Source organism: Nonomuraea dietziae (assembly GCF_014195505.1).
GTDB classification, from domain to species: Bacteria; Actinomycetota; Actinomycetes; order Streptosporangiales; family Streptosporangiaceae; genus Nonomuraea; species Nonomuraea roseola.
This window is the reverse complement of record NZ_JACIBV010000001.1, coordinates 6,246,726-6,266,861: the sequence shown is the minus strand read 5'-3', so window position 1 is coordinate 6,266,861 and position 20,136 is coordinate 6,246,726. Positions and strand designations below refer to the sequence as shown.

The 20,136-nt window shown below is 70.9% G+C and carries 18 protein-coding genes; 9 read left to right on the top strand and 9 right to left on the bottom strand.

Annotation, left to right across the window (positions count from 1 at the left end):
- Positions 1–23: 23 nt before the first annotated feature.
- Positions 24–1,406, top strand: coding sequence for an alpha/beta hydrolase (locus FHR33_RS30075; RefSeq protein ID WP_246452197.1), 1,383 nt, complete (start codon positions 24–26; stop codon positions 1,404–1,406).
- Complete coding sequence (locus FHR33_RS30070) at positions 1,403–2,008, top strand: TetR family transcriptional regulator (protein WP_183654737.1); 606 nt, start codon at positions 1,403–1,405, stop codon at positions 2,006–2,008. Before FHR33_RS30075 ends, FHR33_RS30070 begins: the two co-directional genes overlap by 4 nt.
- On the opposite strand, the gene FHR33_RS30065 is transcribed toward FHR33_RS30070, so the two are convergent.
- The 8 genes from FHR33_RS30065 to FHR33_RS30030 form a co-directional block, all read right to left on the bottom strand.
- Positions 1,977–2,270, bottom strand: a complete 294-nt coding sequence (locus FHR33_RS30065; protein WP_183654735.1) for a DUF6204 family protein — start codon at positions 2,268–2,270, stop codon at positions 1,977–1,979. The two genes, FHR33_RS30070 and FHR33_RS30065, sit on opposite strands and share 32 nt — an antisense overlap.
- The gene (locus FHR33_RS30060) at positions 2,267–2,890 is read right to left on the bottom strand and encodes a TetR/AcrR family transcriptional regulator (RefSeq protein ID WP_183654732.1); all 624 of its coding nucleotides are present in this window, start codon (positions 2,888–2,890) and stop codon (positions 2,267–2,269) included. Before FHR33_RS30060 ends, FHR33_RS30065 begins: the two co-directional genes overlap by 4 nt.
- A 27-nt stretch (positions 2,891–2,917) precedes the next feature.
- Entirely contained in the window at positions 2,918–4,198 is a 1,281-nt protein-coding gene (locus FHR33_RS30055; protein WP_183654730.1) for a hypothetical protein, read from the bottom strand.
- A gap of 43 nt (positions 4,199–4,241) precedes the next feature.
- Positions 4,242–5,411, bottom strand: a complete 1,170-nt coding sequence (locus FHR33_RS30050; protein ID WP_183654728.1) for a glycosyltransferase — start codon at positions 5,409–5,411, stop codon at positions 4,242–4,244.
- A complete protein-coding gene (locus FHR33_RS30045; protein ID WP_183654727.1) occupies positions 5,408–6,763 on the bottom strand; it encodes a DHA2 family efflux MFS transporter permease subunit in 1,356 nt (451 codons plus the stop codon). The genes FHR33_RS30050 and FHR33_RS30045 overlap by 4 nt, the downstream gene beginning before the upstream one ends.
- The gene (locus tag FHR33_RS30040; RefSeq protein WP_183654725.1) at positions 6,763–9,564 is read right to left on the bottom strand and encodes an MMPL family transporter; all 2,802 of its coding nucleotides are present in this window, start codon (positions 9,562–9,564) and stop codon (positions 6,763–6,765) included. Before FHR33_RS30040 ends, FHR33_RS30045 begins: the two co-directional genes overlap by 1 nt.
- The gene (locus FHR33_RS30035) at positions 9,557–11,158 is read right to left on the bottom strand and encodes a fatty acyl-AMP ligase (RefSeq protein ID WP_183654723.1); all 1,602 of its coding nucleotides are present in this window, start codon (positions 11,156–11,158) and stop codon (positions 9,557–9,559) included. Before FHR33_RS30035 ends, FHR33_RS30040 begins: the two co-directional genes overlap by 8 nt.
- 118 nt (positions 11,159–11,276) lie before the next feature.
- On the bottom strand, positions 11,277–11,912 hold the full coding sequence (locus FHR33_RS30030) for a hypothetical protein (protein WP_183654721.1): 636 nt from the start codon (positions 11,910–11,912) through the stop codon (positions 11,277–11,279).
- Positions 11,913–11,976: 64 nt separating this feature from the next.
- Between FHR33_RS30030 and FHR33_RS30025 the strand changes: the two genes are divergently transcribed.
- From FHR33_RS30025 to FHR33_RS29995, 7 genes are all read left to right on the top strand, one after another.
- Entirely contained in the window at positions 11,977–12,603 is a 627-nt protein-coding gene (locus tag FHR33_RS30025) for an IclR family transcriptional regulator (RefSeq protein WP_183654719.1), read from the top strand.
- Positions 12,604–12,687: 84 nt separating this feature from the next.
- Positions 12,688–13,848: a homogentisate 1,2-dioxygenase gene (locus FHR33_RS30020; protein WP_183654718.1), complete on the top strand. Its 1,161-nt coding sequence runs from the start codon at positions 12,688–12,690 to the stop codon at positions 13,846–13,848.
- Positions 13,830–14,645 (top strand): hypothetical protein, encoded by an 816-nt coding sequence (locus FHR33_RS30015; RefSeq protein ID WP_246452190.1) that lies wholly within the window; start codon positions 13,830–13,832, stop codon positions 14,643–14,645. Before FHR33_RS30020 ends, FHR33_RS30015 begins: the two co-directional genes overlap by 19 nt.
- Positions 14,645–15,742: a fumarylacetoacetase gene (gene fahA / locus FHR33_RS30010; protein WP_183654715.1), complete on the top strand. Its 1,098-nt coding sequence runs from the start codon at positions 14,645–14,647 to the stop codon at positions 15,740–15,742. The genes FHR33_RS30015 and fahA overlap by 1 nt, the downstream gene beginning before the upstream one ends.
- Positions 15,743–15,794: 52 nt before the next feature.
- Positions 15,795–16,994 (top strand): L,D-transpeptidase, encoded by a 1,200-nt coding sequence (locus tag FHR33_RS30005; protein ID WP_183654713.1) that lies wholly within the window; start codon positions 15,795–15,797, stop codon positions 16,992–16,994.
- A 114-nt stretch (positions 16,995–17,108) separates the two neighbouring features.
- Entirely contained in the window at positions 17,109–17,540 is a 432-nt protein-coding gene (locus FHR33_RS30000) for an NfeD family protein (RefSeq protein WP_183654710.1), read from the top strand.
- Between the two features lie 4 nt (positions 17,541–17,544).
- Complete coding sequence (locus FHR33_RS29995) at positions 17,545–18,627, top strand: SPFH domain-containing protein (RefSeq protein ID WP_183654707.1); 1,083 nt, start codon at positions 17,545–17,547, stop codon at positions 18,625–18,627.
- Positions 18,628–18,696: 69 nt separating this feature from the next.
- Here FHR33_RS29995 and FHR33_RS29990 read toward each other — a convergent pair whose 3' ends face one another.
- A complete protein-coding gene (locus FHR33_RS29990; protein WP_183660374.1) occupies positions 18,697–20,100 on the bottom strand; it encodes an ATP-binding protein in 1,404 nt (467 codons plus the stop codon).
- Positions 20,101–20,136 lie beyond the last annotated feature (36 nt).

Below are 20,136 nucleotides of genomic sequence, written 5' to 3'. Positions count from 1 at the left end.
CGCTGAAGACGGTGGAGGGCATCATGCGATCCCGGAGCTTGCCGGCCGCGGCGCTGGCGACGGTGCTGGCGACGGTGCTGCTCGTAGGCGCGAGTGCCCCGCCCGTCCTCGCCGATCCTGGCTGGTCGCTGGTTCCCGAGGGCGAGAGCACGGCGGAGCCTTCGCAGGTGGCCCCCGCCCCTCAGGAGCAACCGCCTGCCGACCCCGGTGACGTGCCTCCGCAGGAGGCGCAGGACGACACGCGGCCGAAGCCGCGGCAGCCCGCGGAGGAGCAGCCGCGCCCGCCGCGACAGCAGCCACAGCCCCCGCGGCAGGACGGGCAGCCCAGGCCGCAGGACAGCGGCGACGGACGCTACGCCCCCTGGCAGCGGGCGCTGAAGGGCTCGGCGAGGGTGGTCAGGGAGCGCAGGCTCGGCCCCCGCATGCTCGACATCCTGATCTCCTCGCCCTCGGTCGGCCAGATGATGCCGGTGCGCCTGCTGCTGCCCAGAGGCTGGTCCAAGTCGGCCAAGCGCACCTGGCCCGTGCTCTACCTGCTGCACGGCGGCGCCGACAACTACACCGCGTGGACCCGGATGACCGACGTCGTGAGCTTCACCGAGAACGTCGACGCGATCATCGTGATGCCGGAGGCGGGCAGGGCGGGCAACTACTCCGACTGGTACAACGGCGGCAGGGGCGGCACGCCGGCCTGGGCCACGTTCCACACCCAGGAGGTACGGCAGCTGCTGGAGATCGGCTACAGGGCGGGCACCCGCAGGGCGATCGCGGGACTGTCGATGGGCGCCTACGGAGCGGTGAAGTACGCCGCCCAGAACCCCGGCATGTTCTCCTTCGTCGGCGCGTTCAGCGGCATCATGGCCACCGAGCTGCCTGGTATTCCGCAGATCATCCAGAACGCGCAGCTCAGCGAGGGCCACGACCCCAACGCGCTGTGGGGCGACCCGTCCAGGGACAAGAAGATCTGGGCCGCGAACGACCCCCTGGTGCTGGCCCCGAACCTCAAGGGCACCGCCATCTTCCTGTCGAGCGGCACCAACAGCTTCGCGGGCCCTCTCGACCCGCCCGGCTCGCCCTGGCACCCCGCGCACCTGGGCGAGCCGATCTCCGCCTACACCGCCAAGGCCCTGAGCAGGCGGCTCGACGCGCTCGGCATCAAGCACACCATGAACATGTACGGCAACGGCACCCACACCTGGCCGTACTGGAACAGGGAGTTCAAGAACTCCTTCCCCATGGCCCTGCGCGCCCTCGGGCTGAAGGGCGGCGGCGAGCCCGACGTGGCCACGATGAGGGACCAGCGCGAGTGGGAGTACGACACGCCGCTGCCGCCGATCACCCCGCCCGACGCCGTCCAGCCCGCCCCGCTCCCGCTGGGGGTGAAAGGCTGGACACTGGAGCCATGAACCTGCGCGACCGCAAGAAGGAACGAACCCGGCGGCTCCTGTCCGACACGGCGATAGAGATGTTCCTCGCCGAGGGGTTCGACCGGGTGGCGGTCGCCGACATCGCGGCGGCGGCGGAGGTGTCGAAGCCCACGCTGTTCCGCTACTTCCCCGCCAAGGAGGATCTGGTCCTGCACCGCTTCGCCGACCACCAGGGCGAGCCCGCGCGCGTCGTCGAGGGCAGGGCCGAGGACGAGAGCCCGCTGCGCGCCCTGCGCAGGCACTTCCTACGGGGCCTGGACGAGCGCGACCCTGTCACCGGCCTGTGCGACGTGCCCGAGGTGCTGGCCTTCCAGCGGCTGGTGTTCGACACACCCAGCCTGGCCGCCCGCCTGGTCGAGTACGGCACCGCCGACGCCGAAGCGCTCGCGCGGGCGCTGGGCGGCCCCGCCCCCGGTCTGGTCGCCGCGCAGGTGATCGCCGTGCGCCAGGTGCTGGCCAGGGACAACGTCGCCGCCATCTCGGCGGGACGCAGCGCCGACGAGGTCTACCCCGAGGCGGTCGAGGCCGCCGACATCGCCTTCGACCTGCTCAGCCACGGCGCCGCAGGGCGCGGCTACTGACCTCGGTCAGGTCGGTGACGCCGATGGTCTGCTTGGTGAACGGGTAGCCCAGGGCGTCGAGCGCCGCGATCTGGGCGGCGGTGTCGTCCTCGGCGACGGTCTGGAAGCGGAAGGTGAACCACGTCAGCGCCCGGTCGTAGGCCAGCGAGCCCTCCTCGCTGAAGGCGATCCTGCAGTTGTCGACCCCGGCCAGCAGCCTCTCGCGCTGCTCGTCGCTCAGGCCGTCGAACTGGCCGCGGATGATCACTCGGTAGGTGTTCACGCTCTGCTCCCATAGGTGCGTACGCGCTCGCCGAGCAGGCTCTCGATGACGTCGAGCCGTTCCAGCGTCGCGATGGCGATGGCGGAGGGGTCCTGCCCCTCGGCCGTGCGTCTGCCGATCTCGCGAAGGACGTGCGCGTGAACCCAGCCGAGTTGCTCGGCGACGAGCGCGGGCATCGGATCGCCGGGCCCGGCCCCCGCCTCCTCCGCCAGGACGGCGGCGAGGTCGTCGACCATCTGCTCGGCCAGGGTGACCAGCCTCGCGCTCAGGGTCGGGGCCGCGCGCATCATCTCGAGGAAGCGGCCGAACCCTTCGGCGAGGCCGAGGTTCCTGTCGCGCCTGCGCAGTTCGTCGCGCAGCGTGGCCAGGACGGCGTCGGCGGCCGACTGCCCTGGCCCGCGCCCGCGCACGATGGCGGCGAGCCTGTCACGCGAGACGGGCGGGAGGACGAGGTCCTCCTTGACCTTGAAGTAGTTGTAGACGGTGTTGGCCGCCACGTCGGCCGCCTGGGCCACCTCGGCGATGGTGACCTGGTCGAAGCCCCTCTCGACGAAAAGACCAAGCGCCACCTCGGAGATGTGGCGCTTGGTCTCGGCCTTCTTGCGTTCGCGCAGACTCACTTCATGGAGTCTACTCCAAGTTTGGTGTCACACTACGGTCAGGTACACCTGGCCGAAGGCCTCCGCGTACTTCTTCAGGTCCGTCGCCACGTCCACCTCGGGCGTGGCCGGGTTGTAGATCGTGGCCAGGCGGGGCTTGACCTCGCTCAGCCTGGTCAGCTGCTCCCAGGTGGCGTTGCCCGCGAGCTTCTCGCCGAGGACCCTGTTGACCGTGCCCTTCGGGTCCTGCCAGCGCGTCCACAGCGTGACCGTCTCGGCCGCGTCGGACTGCAGCGGCGCCGCCACCCGCTCCGTGATCGTCTTGAGCGCCTGCTCGGCGGTCAGCTGCGAGGAGCCGGGGGCGGTGAAGACCGCGTCCTCCGCGCCGATGGTGCCGTAGGCGTCCCACGCGCGGGCCCGCACCTGGATCCACTGGTTGCGCTGGGCGGTGACGGCGTCGATCTTCCAGGTGGCGTACTCGGTGGCCAGGTGGCCGTCGTCGAGCGAGAGCTGGTCCACCAGGCCCTTGGACAGCCAGGCGCCCACGCGCTCGGGGTCGAGCAGCGGGTACTTCTTGGCCAGCTCGGTCTTGCACGCCTCGTCGGCCCCGCAGCCGAGCACCGGCACGACCGTGTGCACGGCCAGCTTCCTGCCGGGGAGCGCGGCACGCAGCGCCTTGGTGGTCTCGGCCATGAACGTGTCGATCTCCTCGGCCGAGGAGAGGGTCTGGTTGTAGCCGAGCTGCGAGGTGAACCTGAGGCCCACCACGCCGTCCTGCATCGCCAGCGCGCCCACCCGCTTGACGGCCTCGGCGAGCTTGCCCGCCTTCCAGTCGTCGGCCAGGTCGGTGTCGATCCAGACCCGCAGCCCCGCCGCCGTCGCCGTCTTGACCGCCTGCCCCTCGGCGGTCTCAGCCGCGCTCTTCACCTCGGCCGCCGAGACCTCCGAGGGATCGACGTAGCAGTCCTTGCCGCCGCCCTCGCACTCGGGCGGGCCGCTCTCCTCGGGAGCCGGGCTGGGGTCGCCCCCGTCGCTCGACCCGCCGTCGCCGGGCACCTCGGGGCAGGTGTTGCCCTCCTCGGTGCAGTCGATCCACGGGCTGTCCGGCGGCCCCGCGTTCCTCATGTTCTCGCCGTCGTTGTCGAGCCAGAACCTGGCGATGTCCGCGGCCTCGTCAGGCGTCGCCATCCAGCGGCAGACGACGTAGGCGGGCGTGTCGCTGGACATCAGGTCGTTGCAGCTCCTGGGATCGTTGTCCGACCAGGCAGGCACCCCGATTCCCAGCAGGGAGAGCGCCAGACCGATGACGAAGATCTTACGGAAACGCATGTCGCCTACTTCGCGGGGGGATCAAAGGTGGGCAAGTAGCACACTATCCGGACACTTCTAAGAGATCCACCGCTTGCCGTACGCCGTCTTCCTGCCGCAGCAGGGCCGACAGCCGCCGGTTCGGCACGGCCCTCGCGAGCCTAGCCGCCAGCTCTGCCGACGTCAGCCGCCTGACGGGCAGCGGGTCAGGTCCTGCTCCCAGCGCCGCCACGCGAGCGCCCCAGAAGTGCTGGTCGGAGAAGAACGGGCAGACGAGGTTGGGCACGCCGGCCGTCAGCCCCGTCGCGGTGGTGCCCGCCCCGCCGTGGTGGACGACGGCGGCGGTGAGCGGGAAGAGCGCCGCGTGGTCGGCCTCCCCGAGGAGGAAGAGCGTCGAGGACGGCTCCACGGGCAGCCCCTGGACCACCGCCCGCACGCCGGCCAGCTCCAGCGCCTCGACCACGCGCTCGCCCAGCCACGCGGGCGCGCTCATGCTGCCGAAGCCGACGTAGACGGGCGGCGGCCCCTCCTCGACGAAGGCCAGGAGCTCGCCCGGCAGCGGGCGCGGCGGCCGCCGCCAGTAGCCGGTCAGGTGGACGTGGCCGGGCCAGTCGCGAGGACGCGGCACGACCAGCGGGCTCACGCCGCACAGCACGGGTGTGTCGTCACGGCGGGCCCGCCGCGGGCCCAGGCCCAGCACGGTCGCCCTCAGGCGGTTGACCATCCGCCCGAGGACCAGCCAGCTCAGCCTCTCGATCAGCGCGTAGCTGGCCCTGTTGCCCCAGCTCCCGAGCGTTCTCAGCCGGACGAGGGGGTTGGGGAACTCGCGGGTGGGGTGGCTGGGCTGGAAGTGGAGTATCCGGTGCGGCATGCCGTACCGGTCGGACAGGTGGCCGCCCATGCCGCCCAGCGCGGGCGCGAGGACCAGGTCGGCGTCGCGGGCCGCCGCGTCCACCTCGGCGACCAGCCTCTCCGCGAGCGGCTCGACGATCCGCACGAAGCCCCTGACGAAGCCGACAGGGCCGCTGCGCAGCCACGCCTGCCCCTCCTCCGACTCCATGATCCGCACAGGGTCCACGCTCAGCGCCGCCATCGTGAGCCCGCCCATGAGCGGGGCGTACCGCTCGGCGGCCACGACCGTGACCTCGTGACCTCGCTCCCTCAGCCCCTCGCCCAGCGCGACGCACGGCTGGGTGTCGCCCCTCGACCCGAACGCCAGGATGGCCACCTTCACGACAGCGACACCACGCTCACCAGCGCTCCGGCCAGGACCAGCACCGCCGCCACCAGCAGCCCTGCCGAGTAGCCCCCCGCGAACGTCTCGGCCGCCTGCACGATCACGCCGATCGCGGCGATGCCGAACAGGCCCGAGATCTCCCTGCCGACCGTGAACACGCCGCCCGCCACGCCCGCCCTGCCCTCGGGTACGGCGCCCAGCACGGCCGAGCCCAACGGCATCGTCAACGCCGAGCCCACGCCGATCGCGCACACCGCGGGAAGCAGCTCGCCCCACCCGTCGCCGGGCCCGAGGAAGGCGACGGCGGCCATCCCCGCCGCCACCATGACCAGGCCCGCCGCCACCGTCCTCGCCGCCCCGAGCCGCCGCTCCACGAAGGGGACGAGCGGCGTCACGGCCACGACCAGCAGCGCCAGCGGCACGAACGCCAGTCCGGACGCCGTAGGCGAGAAGCCGAGCACGCCCTGCAGGAAGATCGCGGTGTAGAAGAAGACCCCGTTCACCCCCAGCCCCCAGAGCACCTGGGCCACGACCCCGCCCGTGAACGCCCTGGCGCCGAACAGCGCCAGATCCACCATCGGTTCGGCCGCCCGCCGCTCCACCATGACGAAGGCCACCGCGCCCAGCGCGCAGGCCGCCGCCGTCGCGACGATCAGCGGGGAGGTCCAGCCGTACTCCGCGCCGTGGATCAGCGTGAACGTCCCCGCCGCCAGGACCACCGCGGAGGTCACCACGCCGGGCAGGTCCACCCGCGCGGCCGAAGGCTCCCAGCTCTCCCGCACCACCGCCAGGGCCAGCGCGATCACCGCCAGCCCGGCGGGCACGTTGATCAGGAACACCCAGCTCCAGTGCGCGTGCTGGCTCAGGTAGCCGCCCACGACGGGGCCCAGGGCCAGCGCGGCGGCGCCCGACGCCATCCACACCGCCACCCCCGCCGAACGCTGCCTGCCGTCCTTTCCCGCGAGGACGGCCAGCGTCGCGGGAAGGATCAGCGCCGCGCCCACCCCCTGGACCAGCCTGGCCGCCACGAGCAGCTGGATCGTCGTGGCCAGCCCCGCCGCCAGCGACGCCGCCGTGAACGTCGCCAACCCTGTGACGAGCGCCTTCCTGCGCCCGTACACGTCGGCCAGCCTGCCGCCCGCGAGCATGAGACCGGCGAAGGTCATGATGTAGCCCGTCGCCACCCATTCCAGCGCCGCCAGGCTCGCGCCCAGATCATCCCTGATGGTCGGCAGCGCGACGGTCACGACCGTGTTGTCGAGCGTGGTCACGAACCCCGCCAGGCCGACGACCAGGAAGAGCGGCCACACTCTGGCGCCGCTCGCGGGCTGGAGCACGCTCTGGGCCATCAGTCCACCTCCGCCCAGGTCCAGCCGGCGCCGTCGGTGCTCGCCCTGACCACCCGGGTCCTGGGCCGCACCTTCACCCACCCGAACGGCTCGCCGTCGCACTCCGGCGTGCTCGGGCTCTCCTCCTCGTGCGTGACCTCCCCGCCGGACGCCGCCTCCCGCGGCGCGGGCTCCTGGACGGCGGCCGGGTAGGGGTTGATGCCCCGCTTGCGCACCACGGCGGCCGTGCCGACCGGCCCGCTGACGACGGGGACGACGGGGACGACGGGAGGCGGCATCGGGGGCAGCGGCATCGGCGAGGGGATGGGGTCGGTGTCCATGCCGAACAGCGGAGTCGCGACCGGCTCGGGGGCGGACAGCGAAGGTGAGGGCCGGGCGTCGTCCTCGGCCCACTGCCAGCCAGGCCCTTCGAGGTTGGGCCTGACGACCCGCCGCGGCGGGTCCACCCGGGGCCCGCCGGCCGCGCCCGGCGGCGCCTCCACCCGAGGCACGGCGGGCGACGCCACGGCGGGCGAAGGCGCCTCCACCCGAGGTACGGCGGGCAACGCCACGGCGGGCGAGGGCGGCTCCACCCTGGGTACGGCGGGCGACGCCACGGCCTGTGCGGGCGGCTCACCCTCGGGCTCGCGGAGCTCGATGCGCCGGTGCAGGCCGCGCAGCGGCCCGGGTAACCACCAGTTGGCCTCCCCCATCAGCCGCATCGTCGCCGGCACCAGCAACGCGCGCACCAGCGTGGCGTCCACCACGATGGCGACGAACATCCCCACCCCGAGCAGCTTCACGATGGTGATGCCCGCCGTCGAGAAGGCCCCGATGACGACGAGCAGCAGCAGGGCGGCGCTGGTGATGATCCCGCCGGTCTTCTGCAGCCCGACCGCCACCGCCGCGTTGTTGTCCCCCGTTCTCAGCCACTCGGCCCGCACCCGCGACAGCAGGAACAGCTCGTAGTCCATGGAGAGCCCGAAGACCACCGCGAGGATCAGCACCGTGACCGTCGCCTCGATGGTCCCCGTGGGCGTGAACCCCAGGAAGGAGGCGAGGTTGCCGTACTGGAAGGCCCACACGATCACGCCGAACGAGGCCCCGATCGACAGCACGTTCATCAGCAGCGCCTTCAACGGCAGCAGCAGCGAGCCGAACGCGGCGAAGAGCAGCACGAAGGTGGCCCCGCACACCACCAGCGCCATCCACGGCAACGTCGCGGCCAAGCTGTCCATCAGGTCCATCTGCGCGGCGGTGGAGCCGCCGACCACCACGGCGCGGATGTTCGGCTCAGGCGTCATCGACCTGATGAGGGTCACCACGGAGCGGGCCGAGGACGACATCGGGTCGCCCTCGTACCGCACGGCCAGCCGTACCGAGCCGTTGGCCTGGGAGAAGCCGGTGACGTCCACGCCGGTGACCCCCTCCAGGCGGCGCAGGCGGTCGGCGAAGGGCTTGACGTCGGCGGGCAGCACGGGCGTCACGGGGCTGACCACGGTGTGGCCCTGGCCGAGCGGGCCGGGCAGCAGCGGGTCGGCGTCCACGAAGTCGCGCTCGACCAGCACGTGGACGTCGATCGGCGCCATCGAGTTCCTGGCGAAGTCGGTGTCGATGGTCTCGGCGACCTGACGGCTCTCGATCCTGGAGGGCAGCACCCTGTGGTCGACGTTGCCGAACTTCACGTCGACGAACGGCAGCGCCAGCGAGACCAGCACCGCGGTGACCCCCACGAGATACAGCACGGGCGTGCGCATCACGCTGGAGGCGACGGCATGCCAGGCCCCGCCCCCTCGCGGGCCGCCGAAGGAGGGCGTGATCCTGAGCGCGTCCACCCTCGGCCCCAGGATCCCGAGGACGGCGGGCAGCACGATCAGCGCCGAGAACATCGCGACCAGGACGACGGCCGCGGCGCCGAGCCCGATGGAGCGCAGGAACATCTGCGGGAACAGCAGCAGCCCCAGCAGCGCCGTGGCCACGGTCAGCCCCGAGAACGCCACGGTCCGGCCCGCGGTGGCCATGGTCGCCACCACCGCCCGCTCGCGCGACGTGCCCCGTCTGATCTCTTCGCGGAAGGCGCTCAGCACGAACAGCGAGTAGTCGATCGCCAGGCCGAGCCCCAGCATGGTCACGACGTTCAGCGAGAACACCGACACATCCGTGACCTCGGTCAGCAGCCGCAGCAGCACCAGCGCCCCGAGCACCGCGAGCAGCCCGACCAGCAGCGGCAGGCCGGCCGCGACCAGGCTGCCGAAGACCAGGACGAGCAGCACCAGCAGGACGGGCATCGAGATCGCCTCGGCCCTCGCCAGGTCCGCACCCGTCTGCGTGTTCAGGTCCCGAAGGAGCGGGACGGCGCCGCCGATCTGGACGGTGAGCCCTTCGACGGTCCTCAGCCGCTGCTCGACGGCGGCGTAGGCGGCCTGCTTGTCGCCCTTCAGCGTGATCAGCGCGTAGGTGGACCTCGAGTCGTGCGAGATCATCTTCGCCGAGCGCGCGGTCCAGTACGTCGTCAGCTGCCGCACGTGGGAGGCGGGCAGCCGGCGCAGCGAGTCGTGGACGGCCTTCTTGTAGCGCTTGTCGCGCACGCTCACCGTCGGGTGGGTGTAGAGCACGACCACGTCGGGCGAGGCCCCGCTGTACCACTCCTCGTTCCAGGTGGCCGACGTCGTCGACTCCGCGGACGGGTCCTCGAACCCGCCGTCCGTCATCCGCCCGAACAGCTCGAGGCCGTAGGGCGCGACGAGCACCGCGGCGGCCACGCTCAGCACGAGGAGCGTCCAGCGGCCCCGGTAGACGAACCTGCCGAGCGACTCAAACAAACGCGCCCTCCAGATAGGCCTGCCTGCAGGCCCGTCTGGCGATCTTGCCGCTGGAGGTGCGCGGCACGGCCCCCGCCTGGACCAGCACCACCTCGGCGGCCAGATCGTGGTTCCTCGAGATCGCCGAGCGGACCGCGCCGATCACCGTCTGGGCGTCCATGGCCGCGCGCGAGCGCTCGGCCACCACGACCAGCCGCTCGGTCTCCTCGCCCGCCACCGCGAACGCCGCGACGTGGCCCCTGCGCACCCCTTCCGAGGCCTCGTGGGCGGTCGCCTCGATGTCCTGCGGGTAGTGGTTGCGGCCGTCCACGATGACCAGGTCCTTGATCCGCCCCGTGATGTACAGCTCGCCCTCGTGGATCATCCCGAGGTCCCCCGTGCGCAGCCAGCCGTCCTCGAAGACCTCGGCGCTCTTCTCGGGGTCGCGCCAGTAGGCTCGCGCCACGTTCGGGCCCTGCACGAGGATCTCGCCGACGTGGCCGTCCTCGGCGTCGATCCGCACCCGCTGACCGGTCGGCCGCCCGCAGGAGACCTGCGCGCTGGCGACCCCCTCCCCCCTGTACGGCACGACCCGCCCCTCGGCCAGCGCGTCCCTGTCGAAGTCCGTCACGCGGGGCGGCTCGTCGATGGCGCCGGCGGCGACGAAGACCGTGGCCTCGGCCAGCCCGTACCCGGGGGTGTGCGCTTCGGGGCGCAGGCCGTACGGCTGGAAGACGGAGGTGAAGCGCGAGACGGTCGAGGGGCGCACCGGCTCGGCCCCGTTGAGCATGGCCCGCACTCCCGACAGGTCGAGCCCTTCCGGCCGGCCCGCCCGCGCGGCGGTGTAGTCGAAGGCGAAGTTGGGTCCTCCGGTGTAGACGTCGTCGTACTCCGACAGCAGGCGCATCCACCGCATCGGCTGCATGACGAAGGCCACGGGGTCCATGAACACCGCCTGGTTGCCGCCGACGATCGGGCAGGCGATGGTCGCGATCAGGCCCATGTCGTGGAAGAGCGGCAGCCAGAGCGCGGCCACCGAGGTGCGCGGCCTGGCGTCGAAAGCCTCCCAGAGCTGGGCGGCGTTGGCCCCGAAGTTGCCGTGCGAGATCTCCACGCCCGCGGGCGTCCTGGTCGAGCCCGAGGTGTACTGCAGGTAGGCGAGGTCGCCAGGCGCGATCGGCTCGTCCTCCCACTCCTCGGCGAGCAGGTCGGAGACGGTGTCGACGGGGATGACGGCCTTGGCGGGCGGCAGGTCGCCCGTGGCGGGGCCGCTCGTCAGCACGGCCACGGGGTCGGCGTCGGCGTAGGCGAGGGCCAGACGCTCGGCGTGGCCAGGCAGGCCTGGGGAGAACAGCGGCACCGCCACGACCCGCGCGTACATCGCGCCGAGCATCGCGACCACGTACTCCAGGCTCTGCGGGGCGAGGATCGCGGCCCTGTCGCCCGGCTCGCACACCTCGCGCAGCCGTACGGCCAGCGCCCGCGCCCTGCGGTCGATCTGCTTCCAGGTCAGGGTGTGCTTGCGCCCGTCACCCAGGTAGTCGGCGAAGGTGTAGGCGGGCGCGTCCGGGATCTCGCGCGCCCACCGCGCGATCCGGCCGATCAGAACGTCCATGCCGAAACTCCCCGGTCCGCCAACAGGGACCTAGCAAATTACGGCAGATAGGCGTGCGATTCTTGCCAAACGCCTGCACATTCCGCTTTCAGTCTTGTTACCGGCGTGACAAGTAGCGCTAGGCGACGATGAAGCGGACCACGACGCCCGAGCAGTCGCCCGCCACGCAGATCCGCACGGGGGCGTCGTAGCGGCCCGCCCTCGTCGGGACGCCGCCCACGTGCCCGTCGGGACCGATCGCGACGCCGGGCGGCAGCTTGCCCGCGTCGGTGACGGTGTAGGTCGCCAGCACGCCCTCGGGAGCGCCCTCGATCCCGATCGAGCTGTCGAGAAGCACGCCGAGCCTGGCGGGGAAGGTCAGCTGAACGGGAGACCAGATCACCTTCCTGTGCACGACCAGTGTGATGCGCTCGTCGGCGCAGATCTTGTCCTTGCAGACCGTGATGGTGGTGGAGTAGGTGCCCGGCCGCTTCGGCGTGCCGTACATGATGCCGGCCTCGTCGACGCTCACCCCCGGCGCCAGCACCGCGCGTGCGAAGTGGACGTTGTCGTCGACGGGCAGCAGCCGTTCGTCGACCCCGATCCCCTGCGTGACGTGGAAGGTGTTCTCGACCAGCAGCTTCGGGCTCTGCGCCTCGTGCATCACGGGGGTGTCGCGGATCATGGACGCGGGCCTCACCCCCATCGAGGGCACCAGTGGCATGACCGCGCACAGCGCGGACAGAGCGACGAGCGCCAGCCACTTCCACTGCATGCAGGGGTACCTACCCCTTTCGCAGCTCAGCGTCACACCAGACGCACACGGACATAATCAGGACATGGCTGAATCCGCCCAGACGCTCGAACGCGGGCTCCACCTGCTCAGGCTGCTCGCCGACGGTCACGGCGGACGCACGCCCACCGAGCTCGCGGCCCAGCTGTCGCTGAGCCGCCCCGTGGTCTACCGCCTGCTCACCTCACTGCAGAACGAGGGGTTCGTCAGACGGGACCGCGAAGGACGGGTCCATCTGGGGTACGGCGTGCTGGTGCTGGCCCAGGCGGTACAGCCGCTGCTGCGCGCGGCGGCGCTGCCCACGCTGCGGCGGCTGGCCGAGCAGGTGGGCGCGACCGCGCACCTCACGGTGGCCGAGGGCGACGACGGGCTCGCCGTCGCCGTGGTCGAACCGTCGTGGACCACCATGCACGTCGCCTATCGGGAGGGCGCTCGGCACCCGCTCACCAAGGGAGCGGCAGGTCAGGCCATCCTCGCGTTGCGGTCGGGCGACACGGGGTATCTCGTGACGGAGGGACAGCTGCAGGAGGGCGCACGCGGTGTGGCCGCGCCGGTCGCCGGGCTGCCCTGGCTGGAGGCGTCGGTGGGCGTGGTGACCTTCGGCCCACTGGGCCAGGAGGTCGGACCGCGCGTGGTGGAGGCCGCCCGCGAGCTGACCGAGGCTCTCGGGTGAGCCGCCGGTTGACATCCTCCGCCGAATGAAGGAGCGTATTTACGCATAGAGGACACCTATGTCCGATAAACGGACGGAGCAGTGATGCCGTACTACCGCCAGGTGGGAGAGATCCCCCGCAAGCGCCACGTGCAGTTCAAGCGCCCGGACGGCGGCCTGTACGCCGAGGAGCTGATGGGAGAGGAGGGCTTCTCCTCCGACTCCTCGCTGCTGTACCACCGCTATCTGCCGACCGCGATCGTCAAGGCCGAGGCCGTCGACCCCGTCGTCTCGGTGAACACCGCGCCCAACCTGCCGCTGTCACCGCGCCACTTCCGCACACAGGACCTCACCAGCGCAGGCGACCTGGTCGCCGGGCGCATCCTGTTGTCGGCCAACGGCGACGTCCGATTGTCGTACGCCACCACCGACAGGCCCAGCGAGCTCTACCGCAACTCCAAGGGCGACGAGTGCGTCTACATCCAGCGCGGCAGCGTCCGCTTCGAGTCGACCTACGGGGTCATCGAGGCAGGTGAGGGCGACTACGTCGTGATCCCGACCGGCACGATCCACCGCTGGGTCCCCTCGGGCACCGTGAACGCCCTGGTCATCGAGGCTTCGGGGCACATCAGGCCGCCCAGGCGCTACCTGTCGCAGTACGGGCAGTTCCTCGAGCACGCGCCGTACTGCGAGCGCGACCTCAGGACGCCGCAGGAGCCGCTGATCACCGAGGGCGAGGAGGTCCCCGTCCTGGTGCGCACGCGCGGCGGGCTCACCAGGCTGACCTACCGCAACCACCCCTTCGACGTGGTCGGCTGGGACGGCTACCTCTACCCCTACGCCTTCAACATCGAGGACTTCGAGCCCGTGGTGAAGAAGACGCACGCGCCGCCGCCCGTCCACCAGACCTTCGAAGGTCCGGGCTTCGTGGTGTGCTCGTTCATGCCGCGCCCGCTCGACTTCCACCCCGAGGCCGTGCCGATCCCCTACAACCACCACAACGTCGACTCCGACGAGTTCATGTTCTACGTGGGCGGCGACTACTCCGCACGGGCGGGCTCCGGCATCGACGTCGGCTCGATCTCGCTGCACCCCGCCGGCTTCACCCACGGCCCGCAGCCCGGAGCGGTCGAGGCGGTGATCGCCGCGGGCGCCACGCACACCAGCGAGATGGCCGTCATGGTCGACACCTTCAGACCGCTCGACCTCGGCGAGGGCGCACTGGCCTGCGAGGACCCCGGCTACGCATGGACCTGGGCACGATGACCTCCTTCGAGTGCGGCACCCAGGGGCCGCGGACGACCTTGTTCTCCTCCCTGGTCGACGACGCGGGGCTGTTCCCTCCGACCTCCCTGCACATGTCGGAGGCGCTCGCGCGCCACCAGCGCGACCTCGACGCGGGCAGCCCCGTGCTGACCCACCGCTTCCTGTGCCCGTCCAGCAGGATCGACGCCCTGCGCAGGGAGCCCCAGCAGCCCAGGAGGATCGGCCTCATCGTCGACACCTCCGAGATCCCACCCTTCGACGACCTGCCCGTCGACCTCGTCGAGGTACGGCTGCCGCCCGAGCAGTCGGTGAACGCGATGGCCGAGCGGCTGCAGGGCCACCTGCCGCCCAACGCCGCCCTCTTCATCGAGGTGCCTCCCACCAAGCTCGTGCCGAACATGCCGCAGGGGGTCGGGCTGAAGGTGCGCTGCGGCGGCGCCACCCCCGACGCCTTCCCGAGCGTCACGCAGCTGGCCGCGTTCATCGGCTTCTGCGTCGCCCACGACATCAGGTTCAAGGCCACCGCCGGGCTGCACCACGCCGTGCGCCACTTCGACCCCTCACTCGCCGTCGACCGCCACGGCTTCCTCAACCTCGTGCTCGCCGTCTGCGAGGCCGTCGAGGAGCGCGACCCCGCGCACGTGCTGGGCACCACCGACGTGGGCGAGCTCGTACGGCTGGCGCGCGCCGTCCCCGAGCAGACCGCCAAGCGGGCCAGGCAGCTCCTGGTCAGCTACGGCTCGTGCAGCACCAGCGCGCCCATCGACGACCTGCGAACCCTTGGATTGGACACCTGATGAGCTGGGGACTCGACAACCTGCCCTACGGCGTCTTCTCCAGGCGCGGACAGGCGCCTCGGGTGGGCGTGCGCTACGGCGACGCCGTCCTCGACCTGGCCGCCGCGCTGCACGACGAGGTGTTCGCCACCGGCTCGCTGAACGCCTTCATGGCCAGAGGGCGCACCGCCTGGCACGACACGCGCACGCTGATCCAGAACAAGCTCTCCACCGACCAGTCCGTCACCGAGGCCCACCTGGTGCCGCTCGACCAGGTCACCCTGCACCTGCCGTTCGAGGTGGCCGACTACGTCGACTTCTACTGCTCGATCGAGCACGCCTCGAACCTGGGCAGGATGTTCCGTCCCGACGAGGAGCCGCTGAAGCCGAACTGGCGTCACCTGCCCGTCGGCTACCACGGCCGCGCGGGCACCGTCGTGGTGTCGGGCACCGACGTCGCCAGGCCCAGCGGCCAGCTCGGCCCCGGCAGGTTCGGCCCGACCGCCAAGCTGGACATCGAGGCGGAGCTGGGCTTCGTGGTCGGCTCGCCGGACGGCGCCGCCTTCGAGGACCGCGTCTTCGGCGTGACGCTGGTCAACGACTGGAGCGCGCGCGACATCCAGGCGTGGGAGTACGTGCCGCTCGGGCCCTTCCTCGGCAAGTCCTTCGCGACCTCGATCTCGCCGTGGATCACGCCGCTGGAGGCGCTGCCGAGGATCAAGGGACGCGCCCAGGATCCCGCGCCGCTGCCGTACCTGTCGCGGGAGGCCGACTGGGGGCTGGACATCGCGCTGGAGGTCGAGCTGAACGGCGAGATCGTCTCGCGGCCGCCGTACGCGACCATGTACTGGACCCCCGACCAGATGCTCGCGCACATGACCGTGAACGGCGCGACCCTCAGGACAGGAGACCTGTTCGCCAGCGGCACGATCTCCGGTGACGCCGCCGACACCCGGGGCTCGCTGATCGAGCTGACATGGAACGGCACGGAACCGCTCAAGCTCGGCAACGGGGAGATCCGCACGTTCCTGGAGGACGGCGACGTCGTCACGATCCGCGCCACCGCCGGGGCCATCGCTTTGGGGGAAGTGTCCGGAACCATCACTCGGGGTGCTTGATCACTCACTCCCCGCTAAACTCTGGGGCCTTCCCCCGGAGTGAAGGAGTGAGATGCGGCGCGCCCTTGTGCTGCTCGGCGGTCTGCCACTGATCGGTGGCTGCAGTCTGGTGAGGGCCGAGGGGCCCGTGCCGCCCGCTCCTCCGACGATCGCCGTCTCCCCCGCCTTCGACACCGACCAGGCCAGGCCCGACCGCGGCCTGGTCGTCAAGGCCAGCGGCGGCAAGCTCGGCAAGGTCGACGCCTACGCCGGCGCCGTCGCCATCCCCGGCAGATACGACTCCACCGGCACGGTCTGGCGTTCGAGCTGGACGCTGCCGCCCGGCGTCGAGCACACCGTGACGGCCACGGCCGCGGGCCCGCAGGGCGGCCCCACCACCCTGGCGATGGGCCGCTTCCGCACCCGCGCCGCCCAGCGCACCTTCAAGGTGGCGACGGTCTCGCCGCTGCCGGGCGAGACCGTCGGCGTCGGCACCCCGATCATCGTCACCTTCGACAACCCCATCCGCCACAAGGCGGCCGTCGAACGCGCCATGGAGGTGCGCTCCACCAAGCCGGTCGAGGGCGCGTGGCGCTGGACCAGCGACACCGAGGCCGTCTACCGCACCAGGCACTACTGGCCGGCGCGGCAGAACGTCTCCTTCACCGCCCACCTGTCAGGCGTCAGAGCCGCCCCAGGCGTGTACGGCACCGCCGACCACGCGCTCACCTTCACGATCGGCCGCAGGCAGACCAGCTCCGTCGACACCGTCACCCACCAGATGGTCGTGCGCCGCGACGGCGCGATCGTGCAGACCATGGCGATCAGCGCGGGCATGGCCACCACCCGCGAGTACACCACCACCAGCGGCATCCACCTGACCATGGAGAAGGGCGACCCGGTCAGGATGATCTCGCCAGGCAGGCGCAAGGGCGACCCCGGCTTCTACGACCTGCTGATCGACCACGCGGTCCGCATCTCCAACAGCGGCGAGTACGTCCACGCCAAGAACAACGTCTGGGCGCAGGGCAGGGTCAACGTCAGCCACGGCTGCGTCAACGCCAGGCCCGACCAGGCCGCCTGGTTCTACGACAACTCGCTGCGCGGCGACCCTGTCACGATCGTCGGCACCGACCGCGTGCTCGAGTGGAACAACGGCTGGGGCTACTGGCAGCTGCCATGGGACAAGTGGGTCCAGGGCAGCGCCCTGTACGACCCCAGGCCGTCGGACGCCTGGGTCGCCACCAAGCCCCCTCCACACGCCCTGCCGTGAATCGATTCCAATCCCGGTGGCCGCTGGCACTGCAAAGTGGGTAATCAGAGGATTACCGTAGAGACGGAACCACTTGAGGACATGGGCCCGTTTCCCTTACAGGAGGGCCGGAGTATGGATGATTGGGTCATCTGGATAATCCTCGCCGTCGTCCTCGGCGTGGCCGAAATCTTCTCCCTCACCGCCGCACTGGGTCTGCTGGGAGTCTCGGCGCTGCTCACCGCGATGGTGGCGGCCATCGGGTTGCCGATACCCATACAGCTCCTGGTGTTCACCCTCACCTCGGTCGCGGGACTGGTCGTCATCCGGCCGCTCGCGATGCGCAACATCCGGCAGCCCCAACTCCAGCGCTTCGGCGTCGACGCGCTGGTGGGCAAGTCCGCGTACGTCGTCAAGGAGGTCACCGGCCGCCAGGGCCTCGTCCGCATCGGCGGCGAGGAGTGGTCGGCACGGGCCTACGACGAGACCGTGGTGATCCCGGAAGGGGCGACCGTCGACGTCATCGAGATCGAGGGCGCCACCGCCCTCGTCTACCCCCGGGAGTGATCAAATGGCGCTACTCATAGCGGGACTCGTAGTCGCACTGTTCGCCGTGTTCACCGTGTTGCGTGCCGTACGCATCGTGCCGCAGGCCCGCGCGCGCAACGTCGAGCGACTGGGCCGCTACCACCGCACGCTCAAACCCGGCCTGAACTTCGTGATCCCCTACATCGACCGCGTCTATCCCATGATCGACCTGCGCGAGCAGGTCGTCTCCTTCCGCCCGCAGCCCGTCATCACCGAGGACAACCTGGTCGTCGAGATCGACACCGTCCTGTACTTCCAGGTGACCGACCCGCGCGCGGCGGCGTACGAGATCGCCAACTACATCCAGGCGGTCGAGCAGCTCACCGTCACCACGCTGCGCAACGTCGTCGGCTCCATGGACCTCGAGAAGACCCTCACCTCCCGCGACACCATCAACAGCCAGCTGCGTGGCGTCCTCGACGAGGCGACAGGCAAGTGGGGGCTGCGCGTCAACCGCGTCGAGATCAAGGCGATCGACCCGCCCAAGACGATCAAGGACGCCATGGAGAAGCAGATGCGCGCGGAGCGGGACAAGCGCGCCGCCATCCTGAGCGCCGAAGGACAGCGCCAGTCGCAGATCCTGACCGCCGAGGGCGACAAGCAGGGCGCCATCCTGCGCGCCGAGGGCCAGCGAACCGCCAAGATCCTCGAGGCCGAGGGCCAGTCCCGCGCGATCGACCAGGTCTTCCAGGCCGTCCACCGCAACGACCCCGACCCGAAGCTGCTGGCCTACCAGTACCTCCAGGTGCTTCCCCAGCTCGCCCAGGGTCAGGGGAACACGTTCTGGGTGATCCCGAGCGAGGTCACGTCCGCGCTGCAGGGCGTCTCCAAGGCCTTCACCGAGGCCCTCCCGCCCTCCGCCGCGACGCTTCCGGCTTCGTCGGACTCGTCCGCTTCGGACGTCTCGGAGGCGGAGGAGGAGATCGCCAGGGCTTCGGAGGCCGCGGCGGAGGCGGTGGCCGACGCCAGGGAGGCCGAAACCACCCCAGGCCCTCGCCAGCTCACCTCGGCCGTCCCCGAGCCCTCGCCGTACCCCGACCTGGAGAAGAACCGCCAGGAGGCCTGACCCGACCATCCGCCTGACGGCATGGGCCTCACCGGTGGGGAGTAGCCCCCTCCACGCGGAGCGACGAGGCTACTCCCACGCCCCGATCAGGTCGTCGGGGCCGTAGTGGGTAGCCAGTCCCCCTGCCGTCGTCACCCCCGACCGCGAGACCGCCACCATCGGCAGGACCTCAGCTCCCTGGACCCGTGCCAGCGCGGCCAGATCGTGGTTGTCGAAGGGCCGGGACTCCAGCCACTTGATGGACCCGATGAAGGACAAACGCTTCGCGACCGGCGCCCTGTCCGCCCCGACCAGGTCGATCTCCACATCGTTGGAGCGCGTCCAGTAGGAGCCGACCTCCATGACGTCGGGGAAGCGGTCGTCGGGCAGCAGCCTGGCCAGGGACTCGCGGATCACCGGCTCCACCGCGCGCCCCCGCCAGGCGGTCCAGCCCTCGCGTACCCGCCGCAGCACCACGTCCGATCTGCCGCGTTCGAGCAGAGGGAAGGCGGGCTCCAGGAAGCGCGTCCAGAACCGCAGGTAGGGGTCGGCCAGTCGGTAGCGCTTCTCCTTGGACGGGCTCGTGCCTAGCGGAAGCTCGGCCACCACCACTCGCTTGTTCGTGAGCAGTTCGAGCGAGCGGGTGGTGGTCGCGGCCGACAGTCCTCCTGCGGCGCGGGCGATGTTGGTGAAGGTCCGTTCTCCGGTTCCGATGATTCCGAGCACGTCCTTGGCGATGGCCTGCTTGGGAAACTCGGCGGTCAGCGATCTTTCGGCCGAGACGAGCAGCGAGGAGGTGGGGTCGGCCAGCTGGCGTTCCATGAACGTCCACAGCTGCTCCCCCGGCTCCCACGCGGCGCAGATCAACGGCAGGCCGCCGGTCACCAGCCAGGCGTCGAAGGCCTCCGCCGCAGGGAGCCCGGTCATCTGCCCGACCTCCCCCGGGGTGAGGGGGCCGACCTTCATCTCCCTGCCGCGCTGGTAGAAGGGGCGGTTGTAGGTGGTGAGCGTCTCCATCACCGACAGGTCGGAGCCGATGAGAATCAGCAGCACCGGCTTGCGTTCGAGATAGCGATCCCAGGCTCGCTGGAGGACTCCCTCGAACCCGGGATCGCCCTGAGAGAGATAGGGCACCTCGTCGATCACCACGATGGCGGTTCTGTCATCGGGCAGGATCTGGCTGAGCAGGTGGAAGGCGGAGTCCCAGCTGTCGAGCGGCGTCTTGGCGACGAGGTCGCGTCCGGGCAGCCCTGAAGCCGCCACATCCCTGCGGAACTGCTCCAGCTCCTGATCGACGCGGGCACCGGTCGCCGTGTAGAAGAGGACTGGCGCGTCGGCGCTCTGTGTGAACTCCTCCACCAGTCGGGACTTCCCGATCCGTCGGCGTCCGCGCATGATCAGACATTGGCCCGGACGGGCACCGCCCGCCCGCACGCGTTCAAAGTGCTGGCGCAGGAGCGCGAGCTCGTGCCGTCGGCCGATGAAGTCCACCATCACATACTCTCATCGATGTTACTAACATGAATGATA